We start from the raw sequence: 25,432 nt of genomic DNA, 5'->3' as shown, positions 1-25,432 counted from the left end.
TTATTCCGGCATCTCGCCGTTCGCGGTCAGCACGGTTCCGGCGAGATACAGCGATCCCGCGATCAGCACCGACGCGAACCCGCGTCCGGCGAGCAGGTCGAGCGCGGCACCGGGATCGGTCGCGATCTGCGCCGTCATGCCCAGCGTCCGCGCCTGTTCTGCCAGCGTTTCGGGCGCATGATGCGCGTGGCCGGGCACCGGCACCGCCACCACATGGTCGACCGCGCCCGCGAAATGCGTCAGCACGCCCGAGGCATCCTTGTTGGCCAGCATGCCGAGCACCATCGCCGAAGGGCGTTCCTGCGCCACGTCGGGCCACCACGCGGCCACCTGTCGCGCCGCCTGTTCATTGTGCGCACCGTCCAGCCACACGCCAAACGGCGCATCGATCCGCCGGGTAAGCGCACCGTCGCCCAAACGCTGCATCCGGGCGGGCCAGCGCACCGCATCCGCCGCGCGCAGGATCGCCCAGTCGGGTATCGCCAACGCGCGCTGATGCCGCAGCATCGCCACCGCCAGCGCGTAATTGTCGGCCTGATACGCGCCGCCCAACCGGGGCGCAGGCAAGTCCAGCGGCCCCGCTCCGTCGCGATAGACGCCATCGGCCACATCCCAATCGTCACCGCGCCGATGGAGCGTAGCCCCCGCCGCTGCCACGATTTCGGCGATACGGCGGTCGATATCGGCGGGGTAGAACAGGGTGACGACCGGCACGCCAGGCTTGGCGATTCCTGCCTTCTCGGCGGCGATGCCGATCAGCGTGTCGCCCAGAAACGCCTCGTGATCGATGCCCAGCGCGGCGATCCCGCACACGGCCGGCGCGGGCAGCACGTTGGTCGCATCCAGCCGGCCGCCCAGCCCGACCTCGATCACGCAAGCGTCCGCCGGGGTCCGTGAAAAGGCGAGGAACGCCGCTGCCGTCGTGATCTCGAAAAAGCTTGCGCCGATGTCGTCGGCCACGTCGAGCACTTCGGCCAGCAACGCTGCCAGCGCGCTATCGTCGATCAACCGCCCGGCCAGCCGAATGCGTTCGTTGAACCGTACCAGATGCGGACTGGCATAGACATGGCAGCGCATTCCCGCCGCCTCGATAGCCGCCCGCAGATAGGCACAGGTCGATCCCTTGCCGTTAGTGCCCGCGACGTGGAACACCGGCGGCAGACGCAGATGCGGATCGCCCAAACGCGCCAGCAGACGCGTGATCCGGTCGAGCCCCAGAATATCGGCCCCCGGCGACACCAGCGTCAGCCGGTCGAGCTGCGCCTGCACCGCTGGGTCGGTCGAAACGGCGAAATCGGGCATGGCAAATTCTTCCCCGGCACGCGGAAGGGCGTCGCGATCGGCGCGCCGGTGGAGCGGGGTGTCCAGCCCCACCGGCTTCGCTGGTTCTCCTTCCCATGACGGGAAGGAGGCAGTTTCAGGCGGCGGCCTTCATCCCCAGAAAATCGATCAACTGCGCCAGCGTCGCGGGCAGTTCGCGCCGATGCGTGACCATGTCGATCAGCCCGTGGTCGCGATAATATTCCGACGTCTGGAAATCGTCGGGCAGCTTTTCGCGGATCGTGCTTTCGATCACCCGCCGCCCGGTAAAGGCCAGTGTCGCCTTCGGCTCGGCGATCTGGACGTCGCCCAGCATCGCATAGGCCGCCATGACCCCGCCCGACGTCGGATCGGTCAGCACCACCAGATAGGGCAGGCCGGCGTCGTGCAGCATTTCGATCGCCACGGTGGTACGCGGCATCTGCATCAGGCTGAGGATACCCTCCTGCATCCGCGCGCCGCCCGATGCGGTGAAGACGATATACGGCACGCCACGCGCGATCGCGGCCTCGACGCCGGCGATGAACGCCTCGCCCACCGCCTGACCCATCGATCCGCCCATGAACGCGAAGTTCTGTACGCCGATCACGCATGCCTTGCCGTCGATCGTACCCGCCGCATTCTGGAACGCGTCATGTTCGCCGGTGTCGGTCCGTGCGATCTTCAGCCGGTCGACATAGCGCTTGCTGTCGCGGAACTTCAGCGGATCGTCGGCGACGCGCGGCGACGGCAACAACGTGACCGAACCTTCGTCGAACAGGTACGCGAACCGCTCTTTCGGTCCGATGCGACCGTGATGATCGCATTTCGGACAGACGTGCAGGTTTTCTTCCCATTCCTTTGAGAAGATCATCTGACCGCAGCCCTTGCACTTGTGCCACAGATGGTCGGGCGTTTCCTTGCGGGCGACGAAGGGCAGGGCGTTGCGGACGCGGTTGAGCCAGCTCATGCGGGTTCCCTCGATTCCGCCCGGATCGCGGCGGACAGACTGTGGATATAGGTGCGGACCGGTTCGGCGGCGTGCGCGCCATGCTGCGCGACGATCTCGACGATCGCCGAACCCACGACGACGCCGTCCGCCACACGGGCGATGGCGGCGGCCTGTTCGGGCGTGCGGACGCCGAACCCGACCGCGATCGGCAAGTCGGTCGCAGCCTTCAGGCGGGCGACGGCGGTGTCGATCGACGCCTGTACCGCCTGCTGCTTGCCGGTGATGCCCGCGACGGAGACGTAATAGAGGAAACCGTCGGCGCCATCGAGCACGGTCGGCAACCGTACCGCGTCGGTGGTCGGCGTGGCGAGGCGGATCGGGGCGATACCCCGTCCGCGTAGCTGTTCGCCCAGCGAATCGTCTTCCTCGGGCGGAATGTCGACGCAGATCACCCCGTCGACCCCGGCGGCGGCGCAGGCGAGCGCGAACCACTCCGCGCCCCGCCGCACCATCGGGTTGGCATAGCCCATCAACACCAGCGGCACGTCCGGGTGGCGTTCGCGAAAGCCAGTCGCGATGCGCAGTACGTCGGCGGTGCGCGTGCCGGCGGCAAGGCTGCGGATATTGGCCGACTGGATCGCGGGACCATCGGCCATCGGATCGGTGAACGGCATCCCCAGTTCGATCACGTCGGCCCCGCCCGCGACGAGCGCGTCGAGGATAGAGGGCGTGGCGTCGGGCGTCGGATCACCTGCGGTCACGAAGCATACCAGCGCGGGATGACCCTTGGCGAATGCCGCCGCGAGGCGTGTCGTCATATCTCGACTCCCAGCGCGCTGGCGACTGTGAAGATATCCTTGTCGCCGCGACCGCACAGGTTGGCGAGTATGATCTGGTCGTCGCGCATCGTCTTTGCGCGACGGGCGACGGCGGCGATGGCGTGGGCCGGCTCCAGCGCAGGAATGATGCCTTCGGTCCGGCACAGCAGCTGGAACGCGTCGAGCGCATCGACATCGGTCGCGCTGTCATATTGGACCCGGCCGATATCGCGCAGCCATGCATGTTCCGGCCCGATGCCCGGATAGTCCAGCCCGGCGGAGATCGAATGACCCTCCGCGATCTGCCCGTCCTCGTCCTGCAACAGATAGGTCTTGTTGCCGTGCAGGATGCCGGGGAACCCGCCCGCCAGCGATGCCGCATGGTCCTTGTCCAGCCCGTGGCCCGCTGCCTCGACGCCCAGCATCGCTACGTCGCTATCGTCCAGAAACGGGTGGAACAGCCCGATCGCGTTCGACCCGCCGCCGATCGCCGCGACCAGCATGTCGGGAAGGCGACCGGTACGCTCCAGCATCTGCGCGCGCGCCTCGCGACCGATGATGCTTTGGAAGTCGCGGACCATTTCGGGGTAGGGATGCGGCCCGGCGGCGGTGCCGATGATGTAGAAGGTGTCGTGGACGTTCGCGACCCAGTCGCGCAGCCCTTCGTTCATCGCATCCGACAGCGTCTTCGCCCCGCTCGTCACCGCACGGACTTCAGCGCCCAGCAATTTCATGCGGAACACATTGGGCTGCTGCCGCTCGATATCGCGCGCGCCCATATAGATGACGCACGGCAGGCCGAATCGCGCGCAGACGGCAGCGGTGGCGACGCCATGCTGCCCCGCGCCGGTTTCGGCGATGATCCGCGTCTTGCCCATGCGGATCGCGAGCAGGATCTGGCCGATGCAATTGTTGATCTTGTGCGCGCCGGTATGGTTCAGCTCGTCGCGCTTGAACCACACCTGCGCGCCCATGCCGGGGGCGAGGCCGATCCGCAGCGTCTCGCTCAACCGTTCGGCGTGGTAGAGCGGGCTGGGACGTCCGACATAATGCGTCATCAGATCGTCGAACTGCGCCGCGAACGCCGGGTCGGCCTTTGCGCGCTTATATTCGCGATCGAGGTCGAGGATCAGCGGCATCAGCGTTTCGGCGACATAGCGGCCGCCGAACTGTCCGAAATGCCCGCGTTCGTCGGGCTGGGCGCGATAGGAATTGGGGGCGTTCATCCGCGTCCGTTACGCCGCTCCGCCCGGCGTGTCGAGCCGGTCAGGCGGCTGCGACGGCACGCAGGAACGCGGCGATCCGCGTCGCGTCCTTCACGCCGGGGGCGGTTTCGACCCCCGACGACACGTCGACCAGCGGCGCGCGCGTCCGGCGGATCGCTTCCCCGACATTGGCGGCATCGAGTCCGCCGGACAGTGCCCAGCGCTGCGGATGCGCGAACCCGTCGAGCAACGCCCAGTCGAACCGTACGCCCATCCCGCCGGGCAGCGTCGCGCCGTCGGGGGTCTTGGCATCGTACAGGATGCGATCCGCCGCCCCGGCATAGGCGCGCGCACCGTCGAGGTCGGCGCGCGTCTTGATCGCGACGGCGGCCCACAGGTCGAGCGCGAACCGCGCCCGGATCGCCGCGACGCGTGGTGGCGCGGTCTTGTGGAGTTGGATCGTCGTCAGCTTCGCCGCCGCCACCGCCCCGTCGAGCAGCGCGTCGTCGGGATCGACGAACACGCCGACGCGCGCGACGTGCGGCGGCACCTGTCCGGTCAGGCCGGCGGCGACGTCGAACCCGACATGGCGGGGGGAGGGGGGGAAGAAGACGAACCCGACATGGCTCGCCCCGCCGGTCAGCGCGGCGGCGAGCGTTGCGGGCGTCGACAGGCCGCAGATCTTGGCAGTGATGGGCATCGCGATGCGTTACGCGCGGTTCGGGTCGGGCGCAATCGAGCGTCCACGGCGCGGCGTGGACGGCGCTCCGCGTGCCTTACAGTGTCGCCTCGATCGCGCGTGCCGCCGCGTCGGGGTCCGCCGCCCGCGTGATCGGCCGTCCAATCACGAGGATCGACGCACCGGCATCCAGCGCGGCACGCGGCGTCACGACCCGCTTCTGGTCGCCCGCCGCCGCGTCGGCCGGCCGCACGCCGGGCACCACGAAGAACCCGCCGGGCCACACCTTCTTCGCCGCCGCGACTTCCTCGCCCGAACACACCACGCCGTCGATCCCCGCTTCGCGCGCGAGTTCGGTCAGGCGCACTACCTGATCGTGCGGGTTCGGGGCCAGTCCGATCGCGGTCAGATCATGCGCATCGAGGCTGGTCAGCATCGTCACCGCGACGACCTTCGTCCCCGTGGGAGCCGCCGCCTTCGCGTCCTCCAGCATCGCACGTCCGCCCGACGCATGGACCGTCAGCACCGCTGGATTGAGCGGCCCCAGCGCCTGGATCGCCTTGGCGACCGTATTGGGAATGTCATGGAATTTCAGGTCGAGAAAGATCGGCAGCCCCAGATCGGCGATCTCGTGCACGCCCGCACGGCCATGCGCCATGAAGAATTCGAGGCCCAGCTTCAGTCCGCCGACATGCCGCTGCACCGCGTTGGCCAGCGCTCGCGCCCGGTCGATATCGGGCGTGTCGATCGCAACATAGATCGGCGACCGGCTCACAGCGGGCCACCGTTCGCGATGGGCAGCGGTGCGACCGACGCGTCGGCGGGGGACAGCGTCGCGACCGGTTCGGCGCGGTGCAAGTCGGCGAGCATCCGCTCGCTGCTGCTCAGCCGCTGGCGCAGCCGCCACCGCGTCAACCGATGCGCGACGAAGGTCGGCACGAACCCGGCAAGGAACGTCAGCAACAGCAACAGCGGCAGGTTCACGTCGGCATAGAGCGTGCCCCACAGCTTGAGCGGCACCATCGTCATGTTGTTCAGTGCGAACGCGACGATCACGCCGACGAGCAACGCCCAGAACAGGGTTTTCAGAAACTGCATCGGCGCGGGCCTTCGTTGTGAACCATCGTTCCTTACGCCTGTCACCCGGCATTTTCCAATAGCGGGGCCGTCACCCGATCTCGGTGCGCAATTCGGCGAACAGCGGCCCGATCGCGTGCAATCGCGGCTGTTCCTCGTCGAGGATCGCAAGGAACGCCGCGAGCTTGTGCGCCGTTGCCCATCCGGGCGGCAGGTGGACGTCGGCGGGCAGCGTCGACAGCGCGATGTCGATCAACCGTTCCGCACCGTGCAGCCGGCCCCACAGATAATCGTTCTCGCGATAGGCCCGGCTGAAAAAGGCGCCGAAATTGTTGAACCGGATGCCCTTCAGCGTCGCCTCCGCCCCGCCCGAACGGATCGATGGCGCGTCGTCGGGCGCGATGCGGTCGACCCGAACCGGATCGAATTCGTCCAGCCCCTCGCCACCGAGCAGCGGCAGCGTCGCGATGTCGTAGAAGGGAAAGCCGAGATAGGCGAGCAGCAGCGACCGGCGAACGTCGCGCGGACACGCCGCGAATGCCGTCGACAACCGCTCGTCCGCCTGCGCGTCGAGTACGGGCAGGTCCATCGCGGTGCCCATCGCCGCAAGCAATTCCGCCGGATCTGTATCGCGTTCGGTGGCCAGCCCCCGCAACGCCGCGAACCGGTCGATCCGTTCGCACGCCAGATACAGGCCGAGCGCGGCATAGATCGCCTCACTCACCGGATCTAGTATCGCACCGGAATGGACCGGCTCGATCGTCGCCAGCGTTCGCGCGAGCAACCGCAGCCGCCGGATACGGAAGGCAAGGTCGTGCGTGCGCAGGAACGCGACCGTTTCAGCCGACGCGCCATCGCCGTCGAAGCGGTCGGCACCCGCCGCGACGATCGTCGCGGCGAACCCGGCGCGCAGGCGGCGGACCTGTTCGGGACTGGTATCGCCCGACAGCGCGGCGGCGCGCGCGGCGACACGGTCGAGCAGCTGATCGATCTTGAGCAGGCCATAGGCGGCATGGCCGACGCCCGCCCGCTGCGCCGCACGCACCTGCGCCCGTCGTCGCCATGCGACCAGCCGCACCGGCGTCGGCCAGTCGAGGAACAGCGTATATCCGAACAATTGCTCGACCTGCGCTTCTACCTCTGCCCGGATGTGCTCGACGATCGCCAGCATGCGTTCGACCCGTTCGGACCGGCGCTGGATCGCGTCCAGATTGTCGCGGATCGGCTGTTTGCGCGGCAGTTCGGACAGCGCGCCCAGGATCGTACGGAAGAAGCCCGGCGGCCCGTCGCTCGCCGATCCCAACCCGAATTTGTGGTTCGGCGCGGGGTCGAGATAGACGAAGCGTCGGTCGATCTGCCGCCGGGCGGGACGTTCGGGCAGCGCCTCGATCGCGGGAACGAACGGTGCATTGGCGAGGACCGATCCGTCGATCAACGCGGCGGCTTCCGCCATGCCCACCGCCGATTGTCGCGGCAGCACGCGGGCAAGGAACGCGGCGCGTCCCGGCCACGCCGCGTCCCGGTCGGCCAGCGCCGCGTCGAGTTCGCCGACGCGAAACGGCGGAAACGCGCCGGGAAAGCTCGACGTGGCCCGCGCGGCGAAGACCAGTTCGGCGGCATCGGCCAGCACGGGACCGGCATGGTCGGAAAAGCCGATGACGATGCGATGTTCGGTTTCGACCACTTCGGGTGGCGAATGAAGCCGCAGCAGTTCGGGATGCCCGGTAAAATCGGTGACGGTGACGAACAGGTCGAGCGGCTGGCCGGGCGGCAACAATCGCGGCCCGATCGGCCCGGCAGCCATCGCCCCGAACGCGTTCAGCAGCATGTCGACCATCACCCGGCCACCGAACGGCGGTTCGAACCAGCGGGCGCGGACGAACCGGTCGAGCTTCGCACGCACCTCCGCCGCGATGGCCGGATCGCCTTCGTCGCGGCCGGATGCCATCCACACCAGCGGTCGCGCCCATGGCCGCGACAACGCGCTGGACGGCGCCTGCGCCGGGTCGAGCAGCGCTTCGATATCGGCATTGTCGAGCCACAGGTCGGTCAGCGGGTCGAGCGATTGCCCGGTCGATATCGCCTGCGCAAGGAACACGCCGTTGATCCCGCCGGCACTGGCCCCTGCGACGATATCGGCCAGCACGCGCAGCCGGACGCCGCTGCGCTCCGCCAGATCGGTCAGCATCGTCTGATACACCCCCGCGCTGCCGGTCAGCGGGGTATTGGCGTCGTGCGCCGCCCGGCTGGCGCGGGCAAGATGCCACACTTCCTTGACCAGCCCGTGCATATAGACTGCAAGGCTGATCCCGCCGTAACAGATCAGCGCGAGCCGCAATTCGCGATCGACCGGACCGCGTGCTTCGCTCACGCCGGTTCCAGCGTCGCCCATATCGGCAGATGGTCGGACGCCTTGCGCGCGGCGGCGCTGCTGTGCACCCCCGCATCGACGATCCGCAGTGCATCGGACACCATGATCCGGTCGAGCCGTCCGACCGGGTGGCGCGCATGGAAGCTCGGCCCCGTCTCCGCAAACCGATGGTTGCGTCCGAAATCGCGCAGGCACCCAGAACGCGGCGTCCATTCGTTCAGGTCGCCCATCAGCACGCTGGGCAGTTGGGTCGCATGCCCTTCGACATGCGTCAGGATCGCATGCGCCTGTTTCCGCCGCCACAGCCCCGATAGATCGAGGTGCATACCGACGACGCGCAGTTCGACGCCGTCGGTCGTGATATCCGCCGTCACGGCGCCACGCGGTTCGAGCGCAGGCAGTTCGATCCGGCGATGCTCGCCGATATCGGCGGTTTTGCGCACCAGCAGCGCGTTGCCGTGCCATCCCATCGATTGCGCGCGCATGGCGATAGGTACGGCCCGCCACGGCGTGCGTTCCTCCAGCATGTGCAGCGGGATCACGCCCGCGCGCTCACCGAGACGGCGGTCGCATTCCTGCAACGCGACGATATCGGCATCGATCTCGCACAATACTTCCAGCGTCCGTTCGGGCATGCGCCGCCGGTCGGTGCCGATTGCCTTGCGCATGTTGTAGCTGGCTACTTTTATCATAGGTAAAGCGCGTAACGCGGACGCGCGCGCTTTCGTTTCGCCCGCGTTCCGCCGGCCGACGAAATTCGCCCGGCGGCGGTATCGCGGCGCGGGGACGTCGACAGCGAAAGTTGACGTCCGGTGTCCGCAGGAAGTGCCGACATCTATCGCGGCAACCGGATCGTGGCGTCCAGCCCGCCGCCGGGGCGGTTGGTCAGCGCGATCTCTCCACCCGCTTCGCGCACGATCGCGCGGGCCAGAGCCAGCCCAAGACCGATCCCCCCGGTGTCCCGGTTGCGCGACGTTTCCAGCCGGGTGAACGGGTCGAACACCGCTTCCAGCCGATCGGGGGGGATGCCGGGACCATTGTCGGCGACGACGATCGTGACCGCGTCGGCGCGCGTATCGATCCGCACCTGCGCTGCGCCGGCATATTTGATCGCGTTTTCGATCAGGTTGCGTACCGCACGCCGCATCAGATTGGGTCGAAGGTGCAACGGCACGCGGTCCGCCTCGACGAAATCGACATCGTCGCCCAGATCGCGGAAATCCTCGACCACCGCGTCGACCAGCGCGGCGACATCGACGTCGGTCGCCTTCTCGCTAGGTCGGCCCAGCCGGGCGAGCGACAGGATATCCTCCAGCGTCGCCGTCATCTCGTCGATGGTTTCGGCCATGCGGATGCGATCGGTATCGTCCTCGACCGATTCGATGCGGACGCGCAGCGCAGCCAGCGGCGTACGCAGATCATGCCCGATCGCGCCCAGCATCCGGTCCTTTTCCTCGATCATCGCGCTGACCCGTCGCCCCAGATCGGTGAAGGCGACGATCAGCAGCCGCACGTCCTGCGGTCCCGACGGTTCGATCGGCGGCAGCGGCTGGCCCGGCTGAAACGCGCGGGCAGATGCAGCCAGTTCGCGCAACGGCTTGGCGATGCGCCGGCCGATCCACAGCACCGGCAACAGCACCACGACATACAGGATCAGCGTCTGCGCCAGCAATTGCCACAACAACCCGCGCTCGGCGATCGGCCACGGATTGTTCGACACCAGCCACCCGCGACCGGGAAGCTCCACCGCGACGCCCAGCACGGCACCCATGCGGCGCAGGCGCTCCGCCCGGCGGTTGTCCAGCTTCCGTTCGCGAATTTCCTGCTCGTCGATCGGCTGTACCCGCGCCTCGATCCGTCCGACCGCGATCCCGGCATCGCTGAAGCCGCGCCGGATCGCGTGTTCGACGTCCGCTTCCGCCGCGCCCTCGGGCATGTCGACCCGCCCCGTGACCAGCCGAAGCCCGCGCAGCCGGTCCGTCCGGGGCGGATCGGTGGCGACCGGGCGCTGTGCGGTCACCCGTTCGGCCGCATCGACCAGCCGGGTGACGGCAGGCAGCGTGACTTCGGCAAAGCGGAACGCCTGACGTTCGCGCAGCAGCAGCATGAAGTTTAGCGCCTGTGCTACGAACAGCGCGACGGCGACCAGCAGCGCGATCTGGCCCAGCAGGCTCGTCGGCCAGAAACGCTTCACAGCCGCGTGACTTCGGACGCCAGCGTATATCCGCCGCCCCACACTGTCTTGATGATATCGGGGTTCCGCGCATCGACTTCGATCTTCTTGCGCAACCGGCTGACCTGATTGTCGATCGCGCGGTCGAACGCGGCGGCCTCTCGGCCCTGCGTCAGGTCGAGCAACTGGTCGCGCGTCAGCACCTGTCGCGGGCGCGTGACCAGTGCGTGCAGCAGATTATATTCACCGGTCGACAGCGGCACCGACACGCCTTCACGGTCGACCAGCGCGCGTTCCCCGGTCTTCAGCACCCACCCCGAAAACGCGAACGATCCGGCTTCGGGCGCATGCTGCCGCACCGCACCCGCCGCCGTGCGACGCAGCACCACCTTTACCCGCGCGGCGAGTTCGCGGGGGGAAAAGGGTTTGACGACATAATCGTCGGCACCCATTTCCAGCCCGACGATCCGGTCGGTTTCCTCCGCCCGCGCCGTCAGCAGGATGACCGGGGTCTCGCCCGTTTCGCGGATATGGCGGCACAGCGACAATCCGTCCTCGCCCGGCATCATGATGTCGAGGATCGCCAGATCGATCGCATAGGCGTTCAGTCGCGCCCGCGCACCCTCCGCGTCACCCGCCTGGGTCACGCGAAATCCCTGTTTCGTCAGATACTGGGCAAGTGGTTCGCGGATCGATCGTTCGTCGTCGACCAGCAGCAGGTGCGGGATATCGGCCATGTCGGACATGCTAGGCGAGCCTTCGACGAAAGGAAAACGCGAAGGGCGCCGGTCGAACCCGACGCCCCCGAACCGGATCAGTCGTCGGCCCGGTCGCCGCGACGTTCCCGCCGCTGTTCGCGCAGCGTCGCGCGTTCGGCGGCGTCGACTTTTCCGTCCTTGTTCAGATCCTGCCGGTCGAACATCGCAGCGGCCTGTGCGGCGAACTCGGCACGGGTGACGAAGCCGTCGCGGTCGGTATCGGCTCGCTCGATGCCGCGTACACCGCCCATGCCGGCGCGTCCGCCACGGCCCTCGGCACCTTCGGCCGCGGGGCCACGGCGCGGAGCAGGGATCGCGTCGCGCTCTGAGGCGGAAATTTTGCCGTCGCGGTCGGTGTCGATCTCCGCGAACCGTGCATCGGCCCGGGCCAATGCATCGGCCCGCGTTAACACCGCATCGGTCGGGGCAGGGGGCAACTGCCCGGCGATCGCGCCGCCGGAAACGGCGGTGGCGAGGAGAGAGGCGACGAGGAGCAGCGGACGCATGGCGGACCTTTCGATTGGCGGGATATCCCGGTGACGAACCGGGTATCGCCGCCATCTGTCGCGCGACTTTGTCGCCCGGCCATTCGATTGTCGCGATTTGTCGCGATCAGTCCGGTTTTGTCGGCGTCCCGAATAGGATCCTGCGTCGCTCCTCCGTCATCGGCGGGGTGCCGTCGCTGACCGCCTTGCCCTTCGCATAGGCTGTGATCGTCGCGGGACGTGCGGCGATTGCGTCGTACCAGCGACGCAGATTGGGGAAGTCGGCCAGATCCTGACCCTGCGCTTCATGCGGAACGATCCATGGATAGGCAGCCATATCCGCAATGGAATATTCGCCCGCGACGAAGCTGCGATCCGCAAGACGCCGGTCGAGCACGCCGTACAGACGGGCGGTTTCACGAATGTACCGATCCTGCGCATAGGGCAGCTTTTCAGGCGCATAGATGTTGAAATGATGGTTCTGCCCGGCCATCGGGCCAAGGCCGCCCATTTGCCACATCAGCCACTGGATCGCGTCGTACCTGCCCGGAATATTGGCGGGCAGGAACCGCCCGGTCTTTTCCGCAAGGTACAGCAGGATCGCACCCGATTCGAAGATCGCGACCGGCGCGCCGCCGCCCGGCGGTTCGTGATCGACGATCGCCGGCATCCGGTTGTTGGGGGCGATGGCAAGGAACTCGGGCGCGAACTGCTCGCCCTTGCCGATATCGACCGGATGGATCGTATAGGGCAGGTCGGCTTCCTCGAGGAACAGCGTGATCTTGTGGCCGTTCGGCGTCGGCCAGTAATGCAGGTCGATCATAGGCGCGCTCCGTCATGAGGTGATGGTCGCGAGATGGGGGCTGGCCGGCCGCGGACAAGACAGCGGTTCCGCGAACAGCTCGGCGGTACGGTATCCGCGATCATCGGGTATCGGCCCTTCTAGGGCCGCAGCCGATCGTTGGACTCACCGGCAAGCCACGACCGGTTGGTCTGATCCTGCGAAAATGTGCCGAGGTGATGGACGGCACCCGTCGCAACGTCGCTGTCGGTCTGTCAAATACTGTGGTCGGGGAAGTCGGGCGCGCGGCCAAAGGCGATGTGCAGCAACGATGGTGACCCCTACGAGAATCGAACTCGTGCTTACGCCGTGAGAGGGCGTCGTCCTAACCGCTAGACGAAGGGGCCGTCGGCGGAGGGGAGGCTTTAGGCAGATGGCACAGGGTCGTCAAGCGGTGCGCGTGAACGGGATGCGTTCATCGCCGCGCAACCTTATCGCCGTTGCGGAATTGAAGCGAATGAACCGTTTCAGGAACCGATGATGAGCAAGGCCCTTCCGCTTCTTCTGTCGATCATCCCGCTGGCTGCCGTCATCGGTGCGTGCGTCGCGTGTCCGTGACCGGATAGCGCGGGCTTCGTTTTCGGACGGACGACGAAAAAGGCCGCCGGGTTGCCCCGACGGCCTTTTCGTTGTCCGACGATGCGGGCTGGATCAGCCCTGCGCTTCCTCGGGAGCCTCGTCGCGGGCGATTTCGCCCGGCTCGGCGTTGGGATCGTAATCCTCGGTGAAGCCGGCTTCGTCACGCTCGAACATCGATGCCATGATGTCGACGCCCTGCGCCTGCATCTCGGCTTCTTCCGGCGAACGTGCGACGTTGACCTTGACGGTCACCGACACTTCCGGGTGCAGCGCGACCTTCACGTCGTGCAGGCCGACCGACTTGATCGGACGGTTCAGCGCGATCTGCGACTTGTCGACCTTGTGACCATCGGCGACCAGTGCCTCGATCAGATCGCGAACCGCGACCGAACCGTACAGCTGGCCGGTGTTCGACGACTGACGGATCAGCGTGACCGATGCGCCTTCCAGCGTCTTGGCTTCGGCTTCGGCGTCGGTACGGCGCGTGGCGTTCTCGGCCTCGATCCGTTCGCGATTGGCGTCGAAGACCTTCTTGTTGGCGGCATTGGCGCGCAGCGCCTTCTTGCGCGGCAGCAGGAAGTTACGGGCGAACCCGTCCTTCACCGTCACCACGTCGCCGATGGCGCCGAGCTTCTCGACGCGTTCCAGCAGAATAACGTCCATGTCGGGCGCTCCTTACTTAACGATGTAGGGCAGCAGGCCCAGATGACGTGCGCGCTTGATGGCCTGGGCCAGTTCGCGCTGCTTCTTCGCGCTCACCGAAGTGATGCGCGACGGGACGATCTTGCCGCGTTCGGACACGAAGCCCTGCAGCAGGCGTACATCCTTATAGTCGATCCGGGGAGCATCCTTGGCAGAGAAGGGGCAGCTCTTGCGGCGGCGGAAAAACGGACGTGCCATGGGTGCTGATCCTTACGCTTCGGCGTCGGCGGGCGCCGACTGCTCACGGTCGCGGCGCGGGCCGCGGTCATCGCGGTCACGGCCGCCACGGCGGTCGCCACGCTCCGAACGCTCGCTCTTGCGCATCATCACGGTCGGACCTTCCTCATGCCCGTCCACCTTGACGGTCATGAAGCGGATCACGTCTTCGTTGATCTGCGTCTGGCGCTCCAGCTCGGCAACGACGTCGCCGGGCGCGTCGATTTCGAGCATGACGTAATGCGCCTTGCGGTTCTTCGCGATGCGATAGGCGAGGCTGCGCAGGCCCCAGGTTTCGGTCTTCACGACCTTGCCGTTCATGTCCTGAACGATCTTGGTGGCGGTTTCCGCCAGCGCGTCCACCTGCGCCTGTGCCAGATCCTGGCGCGCAAGGAACACGTGCTCATACAGAGCCATATTCTTTTCCGTCTGTTGGCCGATCGCTGACGCCGCGCCGATCGCGGTCGCCCCTCCGGCTGTCGTCTTCAAATGCAGTCCGGGGCGGCAGGAACTGGTCCCACCACCCCGGAAGCGGTTGCCTCTACCCGAAACCGGGCGAATTGCAAGCTCAGTTGGCGAGCGCGCCGCCGATCACCGCGCCGATCAACCCGCTGGCGACCGCCACCAGCACCGCATCGTTGCCCGACTGCACCCACTGCGACCCCTTGGGCGGCGTGTAGAGGCCGCGCTGCTTGTAGGTGCGATAGTCGATCTGCCGATAATTGCTGGCTTGCGTCCGGTCGAATTTCTGGCCGCGCTGCCACTTGCGGGTCTGTACCGGCTTCTTCTTGACGACGGTCTTCTGCACCTGACGGCCGCGATCGTCCTTGTGAACGACCACCGTCGCGGTGGCGCGTTCCTTGACGACCGTGCGTCCGGCCGCCGACGCCGCCATTGGCGAGGCGAGCAATGCGGCGGTCAGTGCGGTGAGGATCAGCTTCTTCATGACGGTCACTCCGTTGTTGGCGTTGACGTCAAAATGGGGGCCGGTTGTCGCGGGGGTTTGTCGCGATCGCGGTCAGTTGGTCGCAAACTGTACCAGCACGCCCTCTTGCGTACGGCTTGGCCGAGCGACTAGGCCGCGCGGCTTGGAACAGCAGGAGACGTCGGCGATGCGCGCATTCATCTTTCCGGGACAGGGCAGCCAGTCGGTCGGCATGGGGGCAGCGCTTGCCGCCGCCAGTCCGCATGCGCGTGAGGTGTTCCAGGAGGTCGACGACGCACTGGGCGAAAGCCTGTTCCGGCTGATGGCAGACGGCCCCGAAGGCGATCTGATGCTGACTGAAAATGCGCAGCCCGCGATCATGGCCAACGCCATCGCCACTTTGCGCGTGCTGGAGCGGGAAGGCGGCATCCGGCTGGCGGAAAAGGCCGATTTCGTCGCGGGCCATTCGCTGGGCGAATATACCGCGCTGTGTGCGGCGGGCGCGCTGGACCTTGCCACTACCGCACGGCTGCTCAAGCTGCGTGGACGCGCGATGCAGGCGGCGGTGCCGGTCGGGGAGGGGGCGATGGCGGCGCTGCTGGGTGCCGACCTGTCGAAGGCGCAGGCGCTGGCCGATGCGGCGGCGCAGGGGGACGTGTGCACCGTCGCCAACGACAATGATCCGTCGCAGGTCGTGATATCCGGGACGAAGGCCGCGATCGACCGGGCGGTGCCGCTGGCCAAGGAAATGGGCATCAAGCGCGCGGTGGTGTTGCCGGTGTCCGCCCCGTTCCACTGCCCGCTGATGCAGCCTGCCGCCGATGCGATGGCGGAGGCGCTGGAAAGCGTGGCGCTGACCTCGCCGCTGGTGCCGCTCTACGCCAACGTCACCGCCGCGCCGGTCGCGGACGCCGAAACGATCCGCCGGCTGCTGGTCGAACAGGTGGCGGGGATGGTCCGCTGGCGCGAATCGGTGCTGGCAATGCACGCAGCCGGCGTCGACGACTTCGTCGAACTGGGCGGCAAGGTGCTGGGCACGATGGTCAAGCGCATCGCTCCCGATGCAACCGCGACCAGCGTGGTGACGATGGCGGATATCGAGGCGCTCGTCGGGCGGATTTGAGGTAGATTGTTTCACGCGAAGGCGCGAAGACGCGAAGATGAGCGATCGCGAGGATATATGTCGTGACGTCATCGACGTCGCGCTTCGGCTACATCGCGATCTGGGGCCGGGCCTGCTGGAAAGCGTGTATGAAATGCTTTTGGCCGGCCGGCTTGCGGCAATGGGCTACCACATTATGCGGCAGTATCCGATCGATATAGTCTTCGACGGTATGCGGTTCGATGCGGCCTTCCGGATCGATCTGATGATCGATCATACTGTATTGGTAGAGGTCAAATCGGTAGAGCGGCTGAAGCCCGTTCACGGCAAGCAATTGCTCACGTACCTGCGTTTGACGAATCAGCCCATCGGGCTGCTGCTCAATTTTGGCGGCGAAACGCTCAAGGAGGGGCTGCGCCGGATCGTCAATAACTATCGCCCCTCCGCGCCTTCGCGCCTTCGCGTGAACCAATTTCGGGAAGACTGACCTAATGTTCGACCTTACGGGAATGACCGCGCTCGTGACCGGTGCCAGCGGCGGTATCGGGTCCGCCATCGCGCAGGCGCTGGTGGCGCAAGGCGCGCGGCTGGCCGTGTCGGGGTCCAATGCCGCCAAGCTCGAAGCGTTTCGTGCCGGACTGGACGGGGACCATGTCGCGCTGCCGTGCGATCTGTCGGACGGGGCGGCTGTCGACGCGCTGGTGCCGCGGGCCGTGGAAGCGCTGGGCCGGATCGACATCCTCGTCAACAATGCCGGCGTCACACGCGACAATCTGATGATGCGGATGAAGGACGACGAATGGGATCAGGTGATCCGCGTCAATCTCGAAGCGGCCTTCCGTCTGTGCCGCGCCGCTGCGCGCCCGATGATGAAGGCGCGGTTCGGGCGGATCGTGTCGATCACGTCGGTGGTCGGACAGACCGGCAATCCGGGACAGGCGAACTATGCCGCGTCGAAGGCCGGGCTGGTCGGCATGTCGAAGGCGATGGCCACCGAACTCGCCAGCCGCGGCATCACCGTCAACTGCGTCGCACCCGGCTTCATCGCGTCGGCGATGACCGATGTGCTGCCCGACGCGCAGAAATCGGCCCTGACGGGGCGGATTCCCGCCGGGGCGCTGGGCACCGGTGGTGACGTGGCGGCCGCCGTCGCCTATCTCGCCAGTCGCGAGGCCGGGTATGTCACCGGCCAGACGATCCATGTGAACGGCGGGATGGCGATGATATGATGACGATGCTGATGGCCGCCGCGATGTTCGCCGGCGGCGATGCGAACGTCGTAAAATGCGCGGTCGCAAAGACGCCGAAGCCGGAAATGGCCCGGTTGCAACAGGGGCTGATCGTCGGCGTGCTCGAAGGGCGCAAGCCCTCGCCCGCGACCGAGGCGCTGGTCAAGGCGGCGCGCGCCCGCGCCGCAACCTGTGCGCCGGGTACGGGACGAAGCGATGCGCGGGCGGGCGAGCTGGTCGTGACCAGCATCGCGGTCGAGGCGCTGGCATCGGGTCTTGCCGCCAACGGCGTCGATCCGGTCGCGGTCAACCGCCGGCTGAGCCAGACCCCGCCCGCCGTGCTCGACGCGTTCCTCGCCCGCAAGCGGACCGCGCCGGTCGACGCCTTCATGAACGGCATGATGGGCCTTGCCGGCGCGAAGAAGTCCGACAACCGCGTGCAGCGGCTGATGGGCGGATATGCGTTCAACGCGGCGACGCTGGCGCGGCTGTTCGCGGCGCGGCAGGGTTGATCCGGGGATGGCAAAGCCATCTTCCGTCCGCGCCGCCGCACTTGCGCACGGCACTGGCGCGCTTTAGGGGCGTTCAGGTAATCGACACCCGAATGTGAAGAGGGAATGAATATGAGCGAGACCGCCGAGCGCGTGAAGAAGATCGTCGTCGAGCATCTGGGCGTCGAAGCTGAAAAGGTGACCGAGGACGCGAGCTTCATCGACGATCTGGGCGCCGACAGCCTCGATATCGTCGAGCTGGTCATGGCGTTCGAGGAAGAATTCGGCGTCGAAATTCCCGACGATGCCGCCGAAAAGATCACGACCGTCAAGGACGCGATCACCTATATCGACGAGCACAAGGCCTGATCCCGCCGGGACGGTCCGCCGTCCCCGTGATCGCCGAGACGACCAGCGGCCCTCCGTCCCGGCACATGCCATGGGCGGGGGGCCGTTCGCATAGTGAAGTTGAACGGAGAGTAATGCCATGCGCCGCGTAGTCGTGACCGGCCTCGGCCTCGTGACACCGCTGGGTGCCGAGGTGGAAGTCGCCTGGAAGAACCTGCTTGCCGGCAAATCCGGCGCTGGACAGATCCAGCGCTTCGACGCGTCGGACCAGAAATGCACCATCGCGTGCGAGGTGAAGCCGGCGGACCACCCCTATGGCTTCGATCCGGGCCGGCGAGTGGATCACAAGATCCAGCGTCAGGTCGATCCGTTCATCGTCTATGGCATCGACGCCGCCGGACAGGCGCTGGAAGATGCCGGCCTGACCGAAATGACCGAGGCGGAGCGGTTCCGCGCCGGATGTTCGATCGGGTCGGGCATCGGCGGCCTTCCGGGCATCGAGAGCGAATCGCTGGTGCTTGCCGAAAAGGGGCCGAAGCGGGTTTCGCCGCATTTCGTCCACGGCCGGCTCATCAACCTGATCTCGGGTCAGGTGTCGATCCAGTATGGTCTGATGGGTCCGAACCACGCGGTCGTCACGGCGTGTTCGACCGGGGCGCATTCGATCGGGGATGCGGCGCGGATGATCGCGATGGACGATGCCGACGTGATGCTGGCGGGCGGTGCGGAAAGCACGATCTGCCCGATCGGGATCGCGGGCTTCGCCGCCGCGCGGGCGCTCAACACCAGCTTCAACGACCGGCCGGAAGCGGCCAGCCGTCCCTATGACCGCGACCGCGACGGGTTCGTCATGGGCGAGGGGGCCGGCGTCGTGGTGCTGGAGGAATATGAGCGGGCCAAGGCACGCGGCGCGAAGATCTATTGCGAAGTCGTCGGGTACGGCCTGTCGGGCGACGCCTATCACGTGACCGCGCCGGAACCGAGCGGGTCGGGCGCGTATCGATCGATGGAAATGGCGATGCGCAAATCTGGCCTCGCGCTGTCGGACATCGACTATATCAACGCGCACGGCACGTCGACGATGGCGGACATGATCGAGCTGGGCGCGGTCAAGCGGCTGTTCGGCGACGCGATCGGCGGCCTGTCGATGAGTTCGACCAAGTCCGCGATCGGGCATCTGCTCGGCGGTGCCGGTGCGGTGGAAAGCATCTTCTGCATCCTCGCGATGCGCGACCAGATCGTGCCGCCCACGCTCAACCTCGACAATCCGTCAGAGGGTGCCGAGGGCGTCGACCTGGTGCCGCATGTCGCAAAGAAGCGGCAGGTGCGCGCCGTGCTGAACAACAGCTTCGGGTTCGGCGGCACCAACGCGTCGCTGGTGATGAAGGCGATCTGATCGCATGCGCCGGATCGGCTGCCTTGGCCTGATCGCCGGACTGCTCGTCATCGCGGGCCTGTTCGCGGTGATGCAAAGCTGGGGCGGAGCCGGTCCGGCGCGGACGCCGCTGACCGTCACGATCCCGCAAGGGGCCAGCCTGTCGGCGGCGGCGGTCGCGCTGGAAAAGGCGGGGGCGATCCCGTCGGCCGATCGCTTCCGGCTGTTCGCGCGGTTCCTGGGCGACGGCGATCCGATCCGTGCGGGCGAGTATCGCATTCCCGCCGGCCTCAGTCAGTCGGATATCCTGAAGCTGATGCAGGGTGGTCGCACCGTGCAGCGGTTCGTCGCGGTGCCCGAAGGCTGGCCGTCGGTGCTGGTGCAGGAAGCGGTGACGAATGCGCCGCAACTCGAAGGACCGACACCATTGCCCCCCGAAGGCAGCGTCCTGCCCGACAGCTACAGCTATCAGCGTGGCGACAGCCGGGCGGAAACCGTCGCGCGGATGCAGGCGGCGATGGACCGCTACCTTGCGACCGCATGGGCGGCGCGCAAGCCGACTACCGTCGCAAAAACCCCGCGCGAGGCGCTGATCCTCGCCTCGATCGTCGAAAAGGAAACCAGCAAGCCCGCCGAACGCCGGACGGTCGCGGCGGTATATTCCAACCGGCTGCGGATCGGCATGCCGTTACAGGCGGACCCGACGGTGATCTATCCGATCACGAAGGGCCGTCCGCTCGGCCGCCGCATTCTGCGATCCGAACTGACCGCGAAGAACGGGTACAACACCTATGCCTCGCGCGGGCTGCCGGTCGGGCCGATCGCCAATCCGGGCAAGGCGTCGATCGACGCGGTGCTCGATCCGGCGGATACGCAAGCGCTGTATTTCGTCGCGGACGGGACGGGCGGGCATGTGTTCGCCGACACGCTGGAACAGCATAATGCCAATGTGCGCAAATGGTACGCGATCCGCAAGGCGCGGGGCGAGATGTAGTATCGCTAGCGGGCGGGAAGCTGCCCGACCAGCAGGGGACGCCAAGCTGCATGGGCAGACTGCGCCCATGCTCGCACCGCACCGACATGACGGTCGGGACCGGCAGCCACGACATGTTCGAGCGTCATGGAAAAGACGGGTTTCGTTGCAGGCAGTTCGGGTAGCGGCATTTCCGCCAGACGACGCAGCACGGCGAGCGCGTCGTCGAAAGAACCACCTTGGCCGAAGATGATATCGAGTGCGGCGAAGTGCAGCCATACCGACCGTACGGCGCGCCTGTCGCCGGGATCGCCCCGATGCTGGACGGCATAGGCATCGACGGTCAAACGGTGACATTGCGTGAACAGGGTGGGGTCCTGATACTCGCGCGTCAGGACTTCACCATAGGCCGACCAGCAACCGGCCGAAGACAGCATATAGGCATGGCTGTCATTCGCGTCGGGACCCGTCTTGAACCGACCGCCGCAACCGATGCAGTCATGATCGACCCGATCGTTCACCGGGCTTACCCCCGCAGGCCGCTTGCGGCGTGCGCGCGCGTTTCGGTTTCGGCATGGGTCGCGCCGACGATCCAGCTTCCGCCGACGCACAGCACCGGGCCGAACGCCAGCCATTCGGGCGCAGACGCTTCGGTGATCCCGCCGGTCGGGCAGAATTTTGCCTGATAGAAGGGCGCGGCCAGCGCCTTCAGCGCCTTCAGTCCGCCCGACGCTTCGGCCGGAAAGAATTTGAAATGCGTCAGGCCGAGATCCAGCCCGCGCATGATGTCGCCTGCATTGGCGATGCCCGGCAGGAACGGCACGCCGCTGTCGAGGATCGGGCGCGCGATCGTCTCGGTCAGGCCGGGGGAAACGATGAATTCCGATCCCGCGTCCATCGCATCGGCGAACTGCGCCGCGCTGACGACGGTGCCCGCGCCGACGATCGCGCCCTCGACCTTCCGCATCTCGCGGATGGCATCGAGCGCGGCGGGGGTCCGCAACGTCACTTCCAGCACACGCAGCCCGCCCTTCACCAACGCTTCGGCCATCGGCCGCGCGTCGGCGGCGTCGTGGACGACCAGCACCGGGATGACCGGGCTGGTCTGCATGATGTCGGCGATGGTGGGGGTGTGGGGGGAAACGGTCATCGTGCGTGCTCCTGCGCGAATGCGGCGGCGGCCCCGAACAGGCCGGGTTGCGGATGGGTGATGAGCTTGACGGGAATGCCCGCCATCAACGTCTGGAACCGGCCCTTCGACGTGAAACGCTGGCCGAAGCCCGATTCGAGCAGCTTGTCCTTGAGCCGGAGGCCGAGACCGCCTGCGATCACGATCGCCTTGGCACCCTGCGCGAGCGCGAGGTCGCCCGCGAACGCGCCCAGCGTCAGGCAGAACCGGTCCAGTGCGGCCACCGCAATGCTGTCGGTCCCGTCGAGCGCCGCCGCCCACAACGTCTTGTCGTCGGCATGCGGCACCGACACGCCTTCGATTTCGGCGAGCGTTTCATACCATGCGACGATCGACGGACCGGCGGTGGCGCGTTCGGCCGATCCGCGCCCGTGAATTTTCCGCAGCCGCCGCAGCAGCGCGTCCTCGATCGCGTCGAGCGGCGCGAAGTCCTGATGCCCGCCTTCGGTCTCCAGCACGTGATACCGTTCGGACGTACGCAGCAACTGCGCGACGCCAAGCCCGGTGCCCGGCCCACAGATCCCGATCACGCCCTTGTCCGGCAACGGTCCGTCCGGCCCACACAGGTGTATGAAATCCTCGTCCGGCACCTGCGCCACCGCGTGGCCGACCGCGCCGAAATCGTTGATGATCGTCCACACGTCCAACCCAAGCCGCTCGTTCATCAGCGGCGGGCGGATGATCCACGGGTTGTTGGTCAGCTTGATCAGCGTGTCGTTGACCGGCGAGGCGACGGCAAGGCTGGCGGCGCGGGGCAGGGGGCGGCCCGCGTGACGCTCGAACGCGCGCCACGCCAATTGCAGGCTGCCATGTTCGGCCACCTTCTGCGTCACCGGTTCGCCCAGATGGACGACACGCCCCCCCTCGACCTCGGCGATCGCGAAGCGGGCATGCGTGCCACCGATATCTACCGCAACGACTTCCATCTTTCTCTCCCTTTCTCCGATCCCGCATGGGGCACGGAGTCGCATAGATCGGCGCCGGTTATTCCGGCCCGCCGGTGCGGGTGTGCGCCTGTTTTCAGGCTTACAAGCCGGCGGCCGCCAGCATCGCCGATCCGCCCGCTTCCGCCTCGCTCGCGCCCTGCCGCATCATCGCGAAAATCTCGCGGCCGGTGCCCTGCAATTCATGCGGCGTGGGTGCCAGTTCGCGTGCGTCCCATTCGTCGGCTGCGACCAGCGCGGTCAGCGTGTTGGCATCCGCGTCCAGCCGGACTACGTCGCCGTCGCGCAGCTTGCCGATCGGTCCGCCGCCCAGCGCTTCGGGCGACAGGTGGATCGCCGCTGGCACCTTGCCCGACGCGCCCGACATGCGGCCATCGGTGACCAGCGCCACGCGGAAGCCGCGGTTCTGGAGCACGCCGAGCGTAGGGGTCAGCTTGTGCAGTTCGGGCATGCCGTTGGCGCGCGGTCCCTGATGACGGACGACGACCACCACGTCCCGGTCGAGTTCCCCCGCCTTGAACGCATTCTGTACCGATGCCTGATCGCTGAAGACACGGCACGGCGCTTCGATGACCCAACGGTCGCGGTCGACCGCCGACACCTTGATACAGGCGCGACCGATATTGCCTTGAAGGATGCGAAACCCGCCCTCCGGCGAAAACGGATCTTCGACGGTGCGCACAATCGTCGGATCGCTGCTGACGGGGGCGTGATCCTTCCAAACCAGCTTGTCGTCCTCGATCGTCGACTGTTTGCCATATTGCGCCATGCCGCCTTCGGCGATGGTCAGCACGTCGCCGTGCATCAGACCGCCGCGCAGCAGTTCGCGGATCACGAACGACGGGCCGCCGGCATCCTCGAACCCGTTCACGTCGGCCGATCCGTTGGGATAGACCCGCGTCAGCAGCGGTACGGCCTGGCTCAACCGGTCGAAATCCTCCCAATCGATCACAATTCCCGCCGACCGTGCGATGGCGGGCAGGTGGATCAGGTGATTGGTCGACCCGCCGGTCGCGAGCAGCACGACAGCGGCGTTCACGATCGCCTTTTCATCGACCACCCGGCCGATCGGACGGTAATCGTCGCCGTCCTTGCCGATCTGCGCCAGCCGATGGACCGCGGCGCGGGTCAGTTCCTGCCGCCGCTTGGTCCCGGGATTGGCAAAGGCGGCGTCGGGGATGTGCAGCCCCATCGCCTCCATCATCATCTGGTTCGAATTGGCGGTGCCATAGAAGGTGCAGGTGCCCTTGCCGTGATAGGCCGCGATCTCCGCATCCAGCAGTTCCTCGCGCCCGACCTTGCCCTCGGCATAGGCTTCGCGCACCGCCGCCTTCTGCTTGTTCGGAATGCCGGTCCGCATCGGTCCGCCGGGGATCAGCACCATCGGCAGATGGCCGAACCGCAGCGCGCCCATCAACAGCCCCGGCACGATCTTGTCGCAGATACCCAGCAGCGCCGCGCCCTCGAACGTGCCGTGCGACAGCGCGATCGCGGTGGACAGCGCGATCGTATCGCGGCTGAACAACGACAATTCCATGCCCGGATAGCCCTGCGTCACGCCGTCGCACATCGCGGGCACGCCGCCCGCGACCTGCGCCGTGACACCGACCTCGCGCGCCCATACCTTCATCTGTTCGGGATAGCGGTAATAGGTCGCGTGGGCCGACAGCATGTCGTTGTACGCGGTCACGATGCCGATGTTCATCCGGTTGGCCGGACGCATCAGATCGCGATCCTCGTCGGTCCCGGCATAGGCATGCGCGAGATTCGCGCATCCGAGCATCGGCCGATCCACGCCGCCGTCGCGTTCGCGCTCGATCAACGCAAGATAGGCGGCACGCCGGTCGCGCGACGCTTCGATGATGCGATCGGTGACGGCGGCGATCGCGGCGTGAATGGCCATCATGCGCTCCAGTGGATATCGACGGGAAGTTCGACTTCGGCCAGCACGCGGCCGATCGGATAGGACGACGACGCCCCCTGATCGATCGCGCGTTCGAGGACCGCCTTTTTCTCCTCGCCCGTGATCGCGATCATCAGCGCGCGGGCCGACGCGATCGCGGCATGGCTCAACGTCACGCGCGCCACCGGTGCCTCGGGCGGCAGCGGATCGGGCATCACGCCCAGCGCGCGACGCTCCTTGGGCCCGGTCAGCGCCTCGGCAAGGTCGGGGCCGGGAAAGATCGACGCGGTATGCCCGTCGGCACCCATGCCCAGCAGGCACAGGTCCAGCGGCCAGTGCAGGTCCTGCAACCGGGCATCGGCGGCACGACCGGCGGCCTTGTAATCGGGGGCCTTCTCAGCGGTCAGCGGGACCACCCGGCCACCCTTGGGCAGGAATATCTTGGCAAGGCCGGTGACGTTCGACAGCGCGTCGCCCATCGGCACGATCCGGTCGTCGGTCGGCACGATCGTCACACGCTTCCAGTCCAGCTTCGCCTTGACCAGCTCGGCATAGATCGGTGCGGGCGTCCGTCCGCCCGCCAGCGCGATTACCGCCGCACCGCGTGCGTCGATCGCGCTTTCGATGATGAACTGGATATCGCCGGCAAGCGCTGCGGCGAACTCGGCGGGCTCGTCATATTCCCACCATTCGATTTCGGTCATGTTTCCGTCCGTAGTTTTCCGTTCGTTCGAGCATGTCGAGAACCGGTTCCCGACGGGTGCATCCCGGCTTCGCGCGATGCTGCTCGAACCTAAC

29 protein-coding genes and 1 tRNA gene are annotated in these 25,432 nt (G+C 66.9%); 7 read left to right on the top strand and 23 right to left on the bottom strand.

Going from position 1 to position 25,432, the window contains the following annotated elements:
* The 18 genes from IFT55_RS01970 to IFT55_RS01885 form a co-directional block, all read right to left on the bottom strand.
* Complete coding sequence (locus tag IFT55_RS01970) at positions 1 to 1,302, bottom strand: bifunctional folylpolyglutamate synthase/dihydrofolate synthase (RefSeq protein ID WP_192088705.1); 1,302 nt, start codon at positions 1,300 to 1,302, stop codon at positions 1 to 3.
* A gap of 115 nt (positions 1,303 to 1,417) precedes the next feature.
* Complete coding sequence (accD, locus tag IFT55_RS01965) at positions 1,418 to 2,269, bottom strand: acetyl-CoA carboxylase, carboxyltransferase subunit beta (protein WP_192088704.1); 852 nt, start codon at positions 2,267 to 2,269, stop codon at positions 1,418 to 1,420.
* Positions 2,266 to 3,069, bottom strand: coding sequence for a tryptophan synthase subunit alpha (gene trpA / locus IFT55_RS01960; protein WP_192088703.1), 804 nt, complete (start codon positions 3,067 to 3,069; stop codon positions 2,266 to 2,268). The genes accD and trpA overlap by 4 nt, the downstream gene beginning before the upstream one ends.
* Positions 3,066 to 4,295 carry a tryptophan synthase subunit beta gene (gene trpB, locus IFT55_RS01955; protein ID WP_192088702.1) on the bottom strand — a complete coding sequence of 410 codons (1,230 nt, stop codon included), beginning with the start codon at positions 4,293 to 4,295 and terminating at the stop codon, positions 3,066 to 3,068. The genes trpA and trpB overlap by 4 nt, the downstream gene beginning before the upstream one ends.
* 40 nt (positions 4,296 to 4,335) lie before the next feature.
* On the bottom strand, positions 4,336 to 4,974 hold the full coding sequence (locus tag IFT55_RS01950) for a phosphoribosylanthranilate isomerase (protein ID WP_192088701.1): 639 nt from the start codon (positions 4,972 to 4,974) through the stop codon (positions 4,336 to 4,338).
* Between the two features lie 76 nt (positions 4,975 to 5,050).
* The gene (gene pyrF, locus IFT55_RS01945; protein WP_192088700.1) at positions 5,051 to 5,728 is read right to left on the bottom strand and encodes an orotidine-5'-phosphate decarboxylase; all 678 of its coding nucleotides are present in this window, start codon (positions 5,726 to 5,728) and stop codon (positions 5,051 to 5,053) included.
* Positions 5,725 to 6,051 carry a lipopolysaccharide assembly protein LapA domain-containing protein gene (locus IFT55_RS01940; protein WP_192088699.1) on the bottom strand — a complete coding sequence of 109 codons (327 nt, stop codon included), beginning with the start codon at positions 6,049 to 6,051 and terminating at the stop codon, positions 5,725 to 5,727. Before IFT55_RS01940 ends, pyrF begins: the two co-directional genes overlap by 4 nt.
* Positions 6,052 to 6,121: 70 nt before the next feature.
* Positions 6,122 to 8,422 (bottom strand): patatin-like protein, encoded by a 2,301-nt coding sequence (locus IFT55_RS01935; RefSeq protein ID WP_192088698.1) that lies wholly within the window; start codon positions 8,420 to 8,422, stop codon positions 6,122 to 6,124.
* On the bottom strand, positions 8,398 to 9,093 hold the full coding sequence (locus tag IFT55_RS01930; protein WP_192088697.1) for an endonuclease/exonuclease/phosphatase family protein: 696 nt from the start codon (positions 9,091 to 9,093) through the stop codon (positions 8,398 to 8,400). The genes IFT55_RS01935 and IFT55_RS01930 overlap by 25 nt, the downstream gene beginning before the upstream one ends.
* 143 nt (positions 9,094 to 9,236) lie before the next feature.
* Positions 9,237 to 10,595 (bottom strand): sensor histidine kinase, encoded by a 1,359-nt coding sequence (locus IFT55_RS01925; RefSeq protein WP_342029204.1) that lies wholly within the window; start codon positions 10,593 to 10,595, stop codon positions 9,237 to 9,239.
* Complete coding sequence (locus IFT55_RS01920) at positions 10,592 to 11,311, bottom strand: response regulator (RefSeq protein WP_192089649.1); 720 nt, start codon at positions 11,309 to 11,311, stop codon at positions 10,592 to 10,594. The genes IFT55_RS01925 and IFT55_RS01920 overlap by 4 nt, the downstream gene beginning before the upstream one ends.
* A gap of 77 nt (positions 11,312 to 11,388) precedes the next feature.
* Complete coding sequence (locus IFT55_RS01915) at positions 11,389 to 11,838, bottom strand: hypothetical protein (RefSeq protein ID WP_192088696.1); 450 nt, start codon at positions 11,836 to 11,838, stop codon at positions 11,389 to 11,391.
* Between the two features lie 106 nt (positions 11,839 to 11,944).
* Positions 11,945 to 12,640, bottom strand: a complete 696-nt coding sequence (locus IFT55_RS01910) for a glutathione binding-like protein (RefSeq protein ID WP_192088695.1) — start codon at positions 12,638 to 12,640, stop codon at positions 11,945 to 11,947.
* Positions 12,641 to 12,930: 290 nt separating this feature from the next.
* A tRNA-Glu gene (locus IFT55_RS01905) sits at positions 12,931 to 13,005 on the bottom strand.
* A 304-nt stretch (positions 13,006 to 13,309) separates the two neighbouring features.
* Positions 13,310 to 13,900: a 50S ribosomal protein L9 gene (gene rplI, locus IFT55_RS01900; protein ID WP_192088694.1), complete on the bottom strand. Its 591-nt coding sequence runs from the start codon at positions 13,898 to 13,900 to the stop codon at positions 13,310 to 13,312.
* 12 nt (positions 13,901 to 13,912) lie between these two features.
* A complete protein-coding gene (rpsR, locus tag IFT55_RS01895; protein WP_010543816.1) occupies positions 13,913 to 14,137 on the bottom strand; it encodes a 30S ribosomal protein S18 in 225 nt (74 codons plus the stop codon).
* 12 nt (positions 14,138 to 14,149) lie between these two features.
* The gene (rpsF, locus tag IFT55_RS01890) at positions 14,150 to 14,572 is read right to left on the bottom strand and encodes a 30S ribosomal protein S6 (RefSeq protein ID WP_192088693.1); all 423 of its coding nucleotides are present in this window, start codon (positions 14,570 to 14,572) and stop codon (positions 14,150 to 14,152) included.
* Positions 14,573 to 14,723: 151 nt separating this feature from the next.
* Entirely contained in the window at positions 14,724 to 15,101 is a 378-nt protein-coding gene (locus IFT55_RS01885) for an RcnB family protein (RefSeq protein ID WP_192088692.1), read from the bottom strand.
* 166 nt (positions 15,102 to 15,267) lie between these two features.
* Here IFT55_RS01885 and fabD point away from each other — a divergent pair, with 166 nt between their 5' ends.
* From fabD to mltG, 7 genes are all read left to right on the top strand, one after another.
* Entirely contained in the window at positions 15,268 to 16,203 is a 936-nt protein-coding gene (gene fabD, locus IFT55_RS01880; protein WP_192088691.1) for an ACP S-malonyltransferase, read from the top strand.
* 37 nt (positions 16,204 to 16,240) lie between these two features.
* Positions 16,241 to 16,669, top strand: a complete 429-nt coding sequence (locus IFT55_RS01875) for a GxxExxY protein (protein ID WP_192088690.1) — start codon at positions 16,241 to 16,243, stop codon at positions 16,667 to 16,669.
* Between the two features lie 4 nt (positions 16,670 to 16,673).
* The gene (gene fabG, locus IFT55_RS01870; protein ID WP_192088689.1) at positions 16,674 to 17,411 is read left to right on the top strand and encodes a 3-oxoacyl-[acyl-carrier-protein] reductase; all 738 of its coding nucleotides are present in this window, start codon (positions 16,674 to 16,676) and stop codon (positions 17,409 to 17,411) included.
* On the top strand, positions 17,411 to 17,923 hold the full coding sequence (locus IFT55_RS01865; protein ID WP_192088688.1) for a hypothetical protein: 513 nt from the start codon (positions 17,411 to 17,413) through the stop codon (positions 17,921 to 17,923). Before fabG ends, IFT55_RS01865 begins: the two co-directional genes overlap by 1 nt.
* Positions 17,924 to 18,034: 111 nt before the next feature.
* Positions 18,035 to 18,271, top strand: coding sequence for an acyl carrier protein (locus IFT55_RS01860; RefSeq protein ID WP_192088687.1), 237 nt, complete (start codon positions 18,035 to 18,037; stop codon positions 18,269 to 18,271).
* A gap of 118 nt (positions 18,272 to 18,389) precedes the next feature.
* Entirely contained in the window at positions 18,390 to 19,646 is a 1,257-nt protein-coding gene (gene fabF, locus IFT55_RS01855; RefSeq protein WP_192088686.1) for a beta-ketoacyl-ACP synthase II, read from the top strand.
* Positions 19,647 to 19,650: 4 nt separating this feature from the next.
* Complete coding sequence (mltG, locus tag IFT55_RS01850; protein ID WP_192088685.1) at positions 19,651 to 20,619, top strand: endolytic transglycosylase MltG; 969 nt, start codon at positions 19,651 to 19,653, stop codon at positions 20,617 to 20,619.
* A 5-nt stretch (positions 20,620 to 20,624) separates the two neighbouring features.
* On the opposite strand, the gene IFT55_RS01845 is transcribed toward mltG, so the two are convergent.
* The 5 genes from IFT55_RS01845 to pgl form a co-directional block, all read right to left on the bottom strand.
* Entirely contained in the window at positions 20,625 to 21,119 is a 495-nt protein-coding gene (locus IFT55_RS01845; protein WP_192088684.1) for a DUF5946 family protein, read from the bottom strand.
* Positions 21,120 to 21,124: 5 nt separating this feature from the next.
* On the bottom strand, positions 21,125 to 21,748 hold the full coding sequence (gene eda / locus IFT55_RS01840) for a bifunctional 4-hydroxy-2-oxoglutarate aldolase/2-dehydro-3-deoxy-phosphogluconate aldolase (RefSeq protein WP_192088683.1): 624 nt from the start codon (positions 21,746 to 21,748) through the stop codon (positions 21,125 to 21,127).
* Positions 21,745 to 22,713: a glucokinase gene (locus tag IFT55_RS01835; protein WP_192088682.1), complete on the bottom strand. Its 969-nt coding sequence runs from the start codon at positions 22,711 to 22,713 to the stop codon at positions 21,745 to 21,747. Before IFT55_RS01835 ends, eda begins: the two co-directional genes overlap by 4 nt.
* 100 nt (positions 22,714 to 22,813) lie before the next feature.
* Positions 22,814 to 24,634: a phosphogluconate dehydratase gene (gene edd, locus IFT55_RS01830; protein ID WP_192088681.1), complete on the bottom strand. Its 1,821-nt coding sequence runs from the start codon at positions 24,632 to 24,634 to the stop codon at positions 22,814 to 22,816.
* A complete protein-coding gene (pgl, locus tag IFT55_RS01825; RefSeq protein ID WP_192088680.1) occupies positions 24,634 to 25,338 on the bottom strand; it encodes a 6-phosphogluconolactonase in 705 nt (234 codons plus the stop codon). Before pgl ends, edd begins: the two co-directional genes overlap by 1 nt.
* Between the last annotated feature and the right edge of the window lie 94 nt (positions 25,339 to 25,432).

It is taken from the genome of Sphingomonas sp. CFBP 13720 (assembly GCF_014842075.1).
In the GTDB taxonomy this organism is placed as follows: Bacteria; Pseudomonadota; Alphaproteobacteria; order Sphingomonadales; family Sphingomonadaceae; genus Sphingomonas.
The sequence above is the reverse complement of the archived record's forward strand: the minus strand, read 5'-3'. Positions and strand labels throughout refer to the sequence as shown.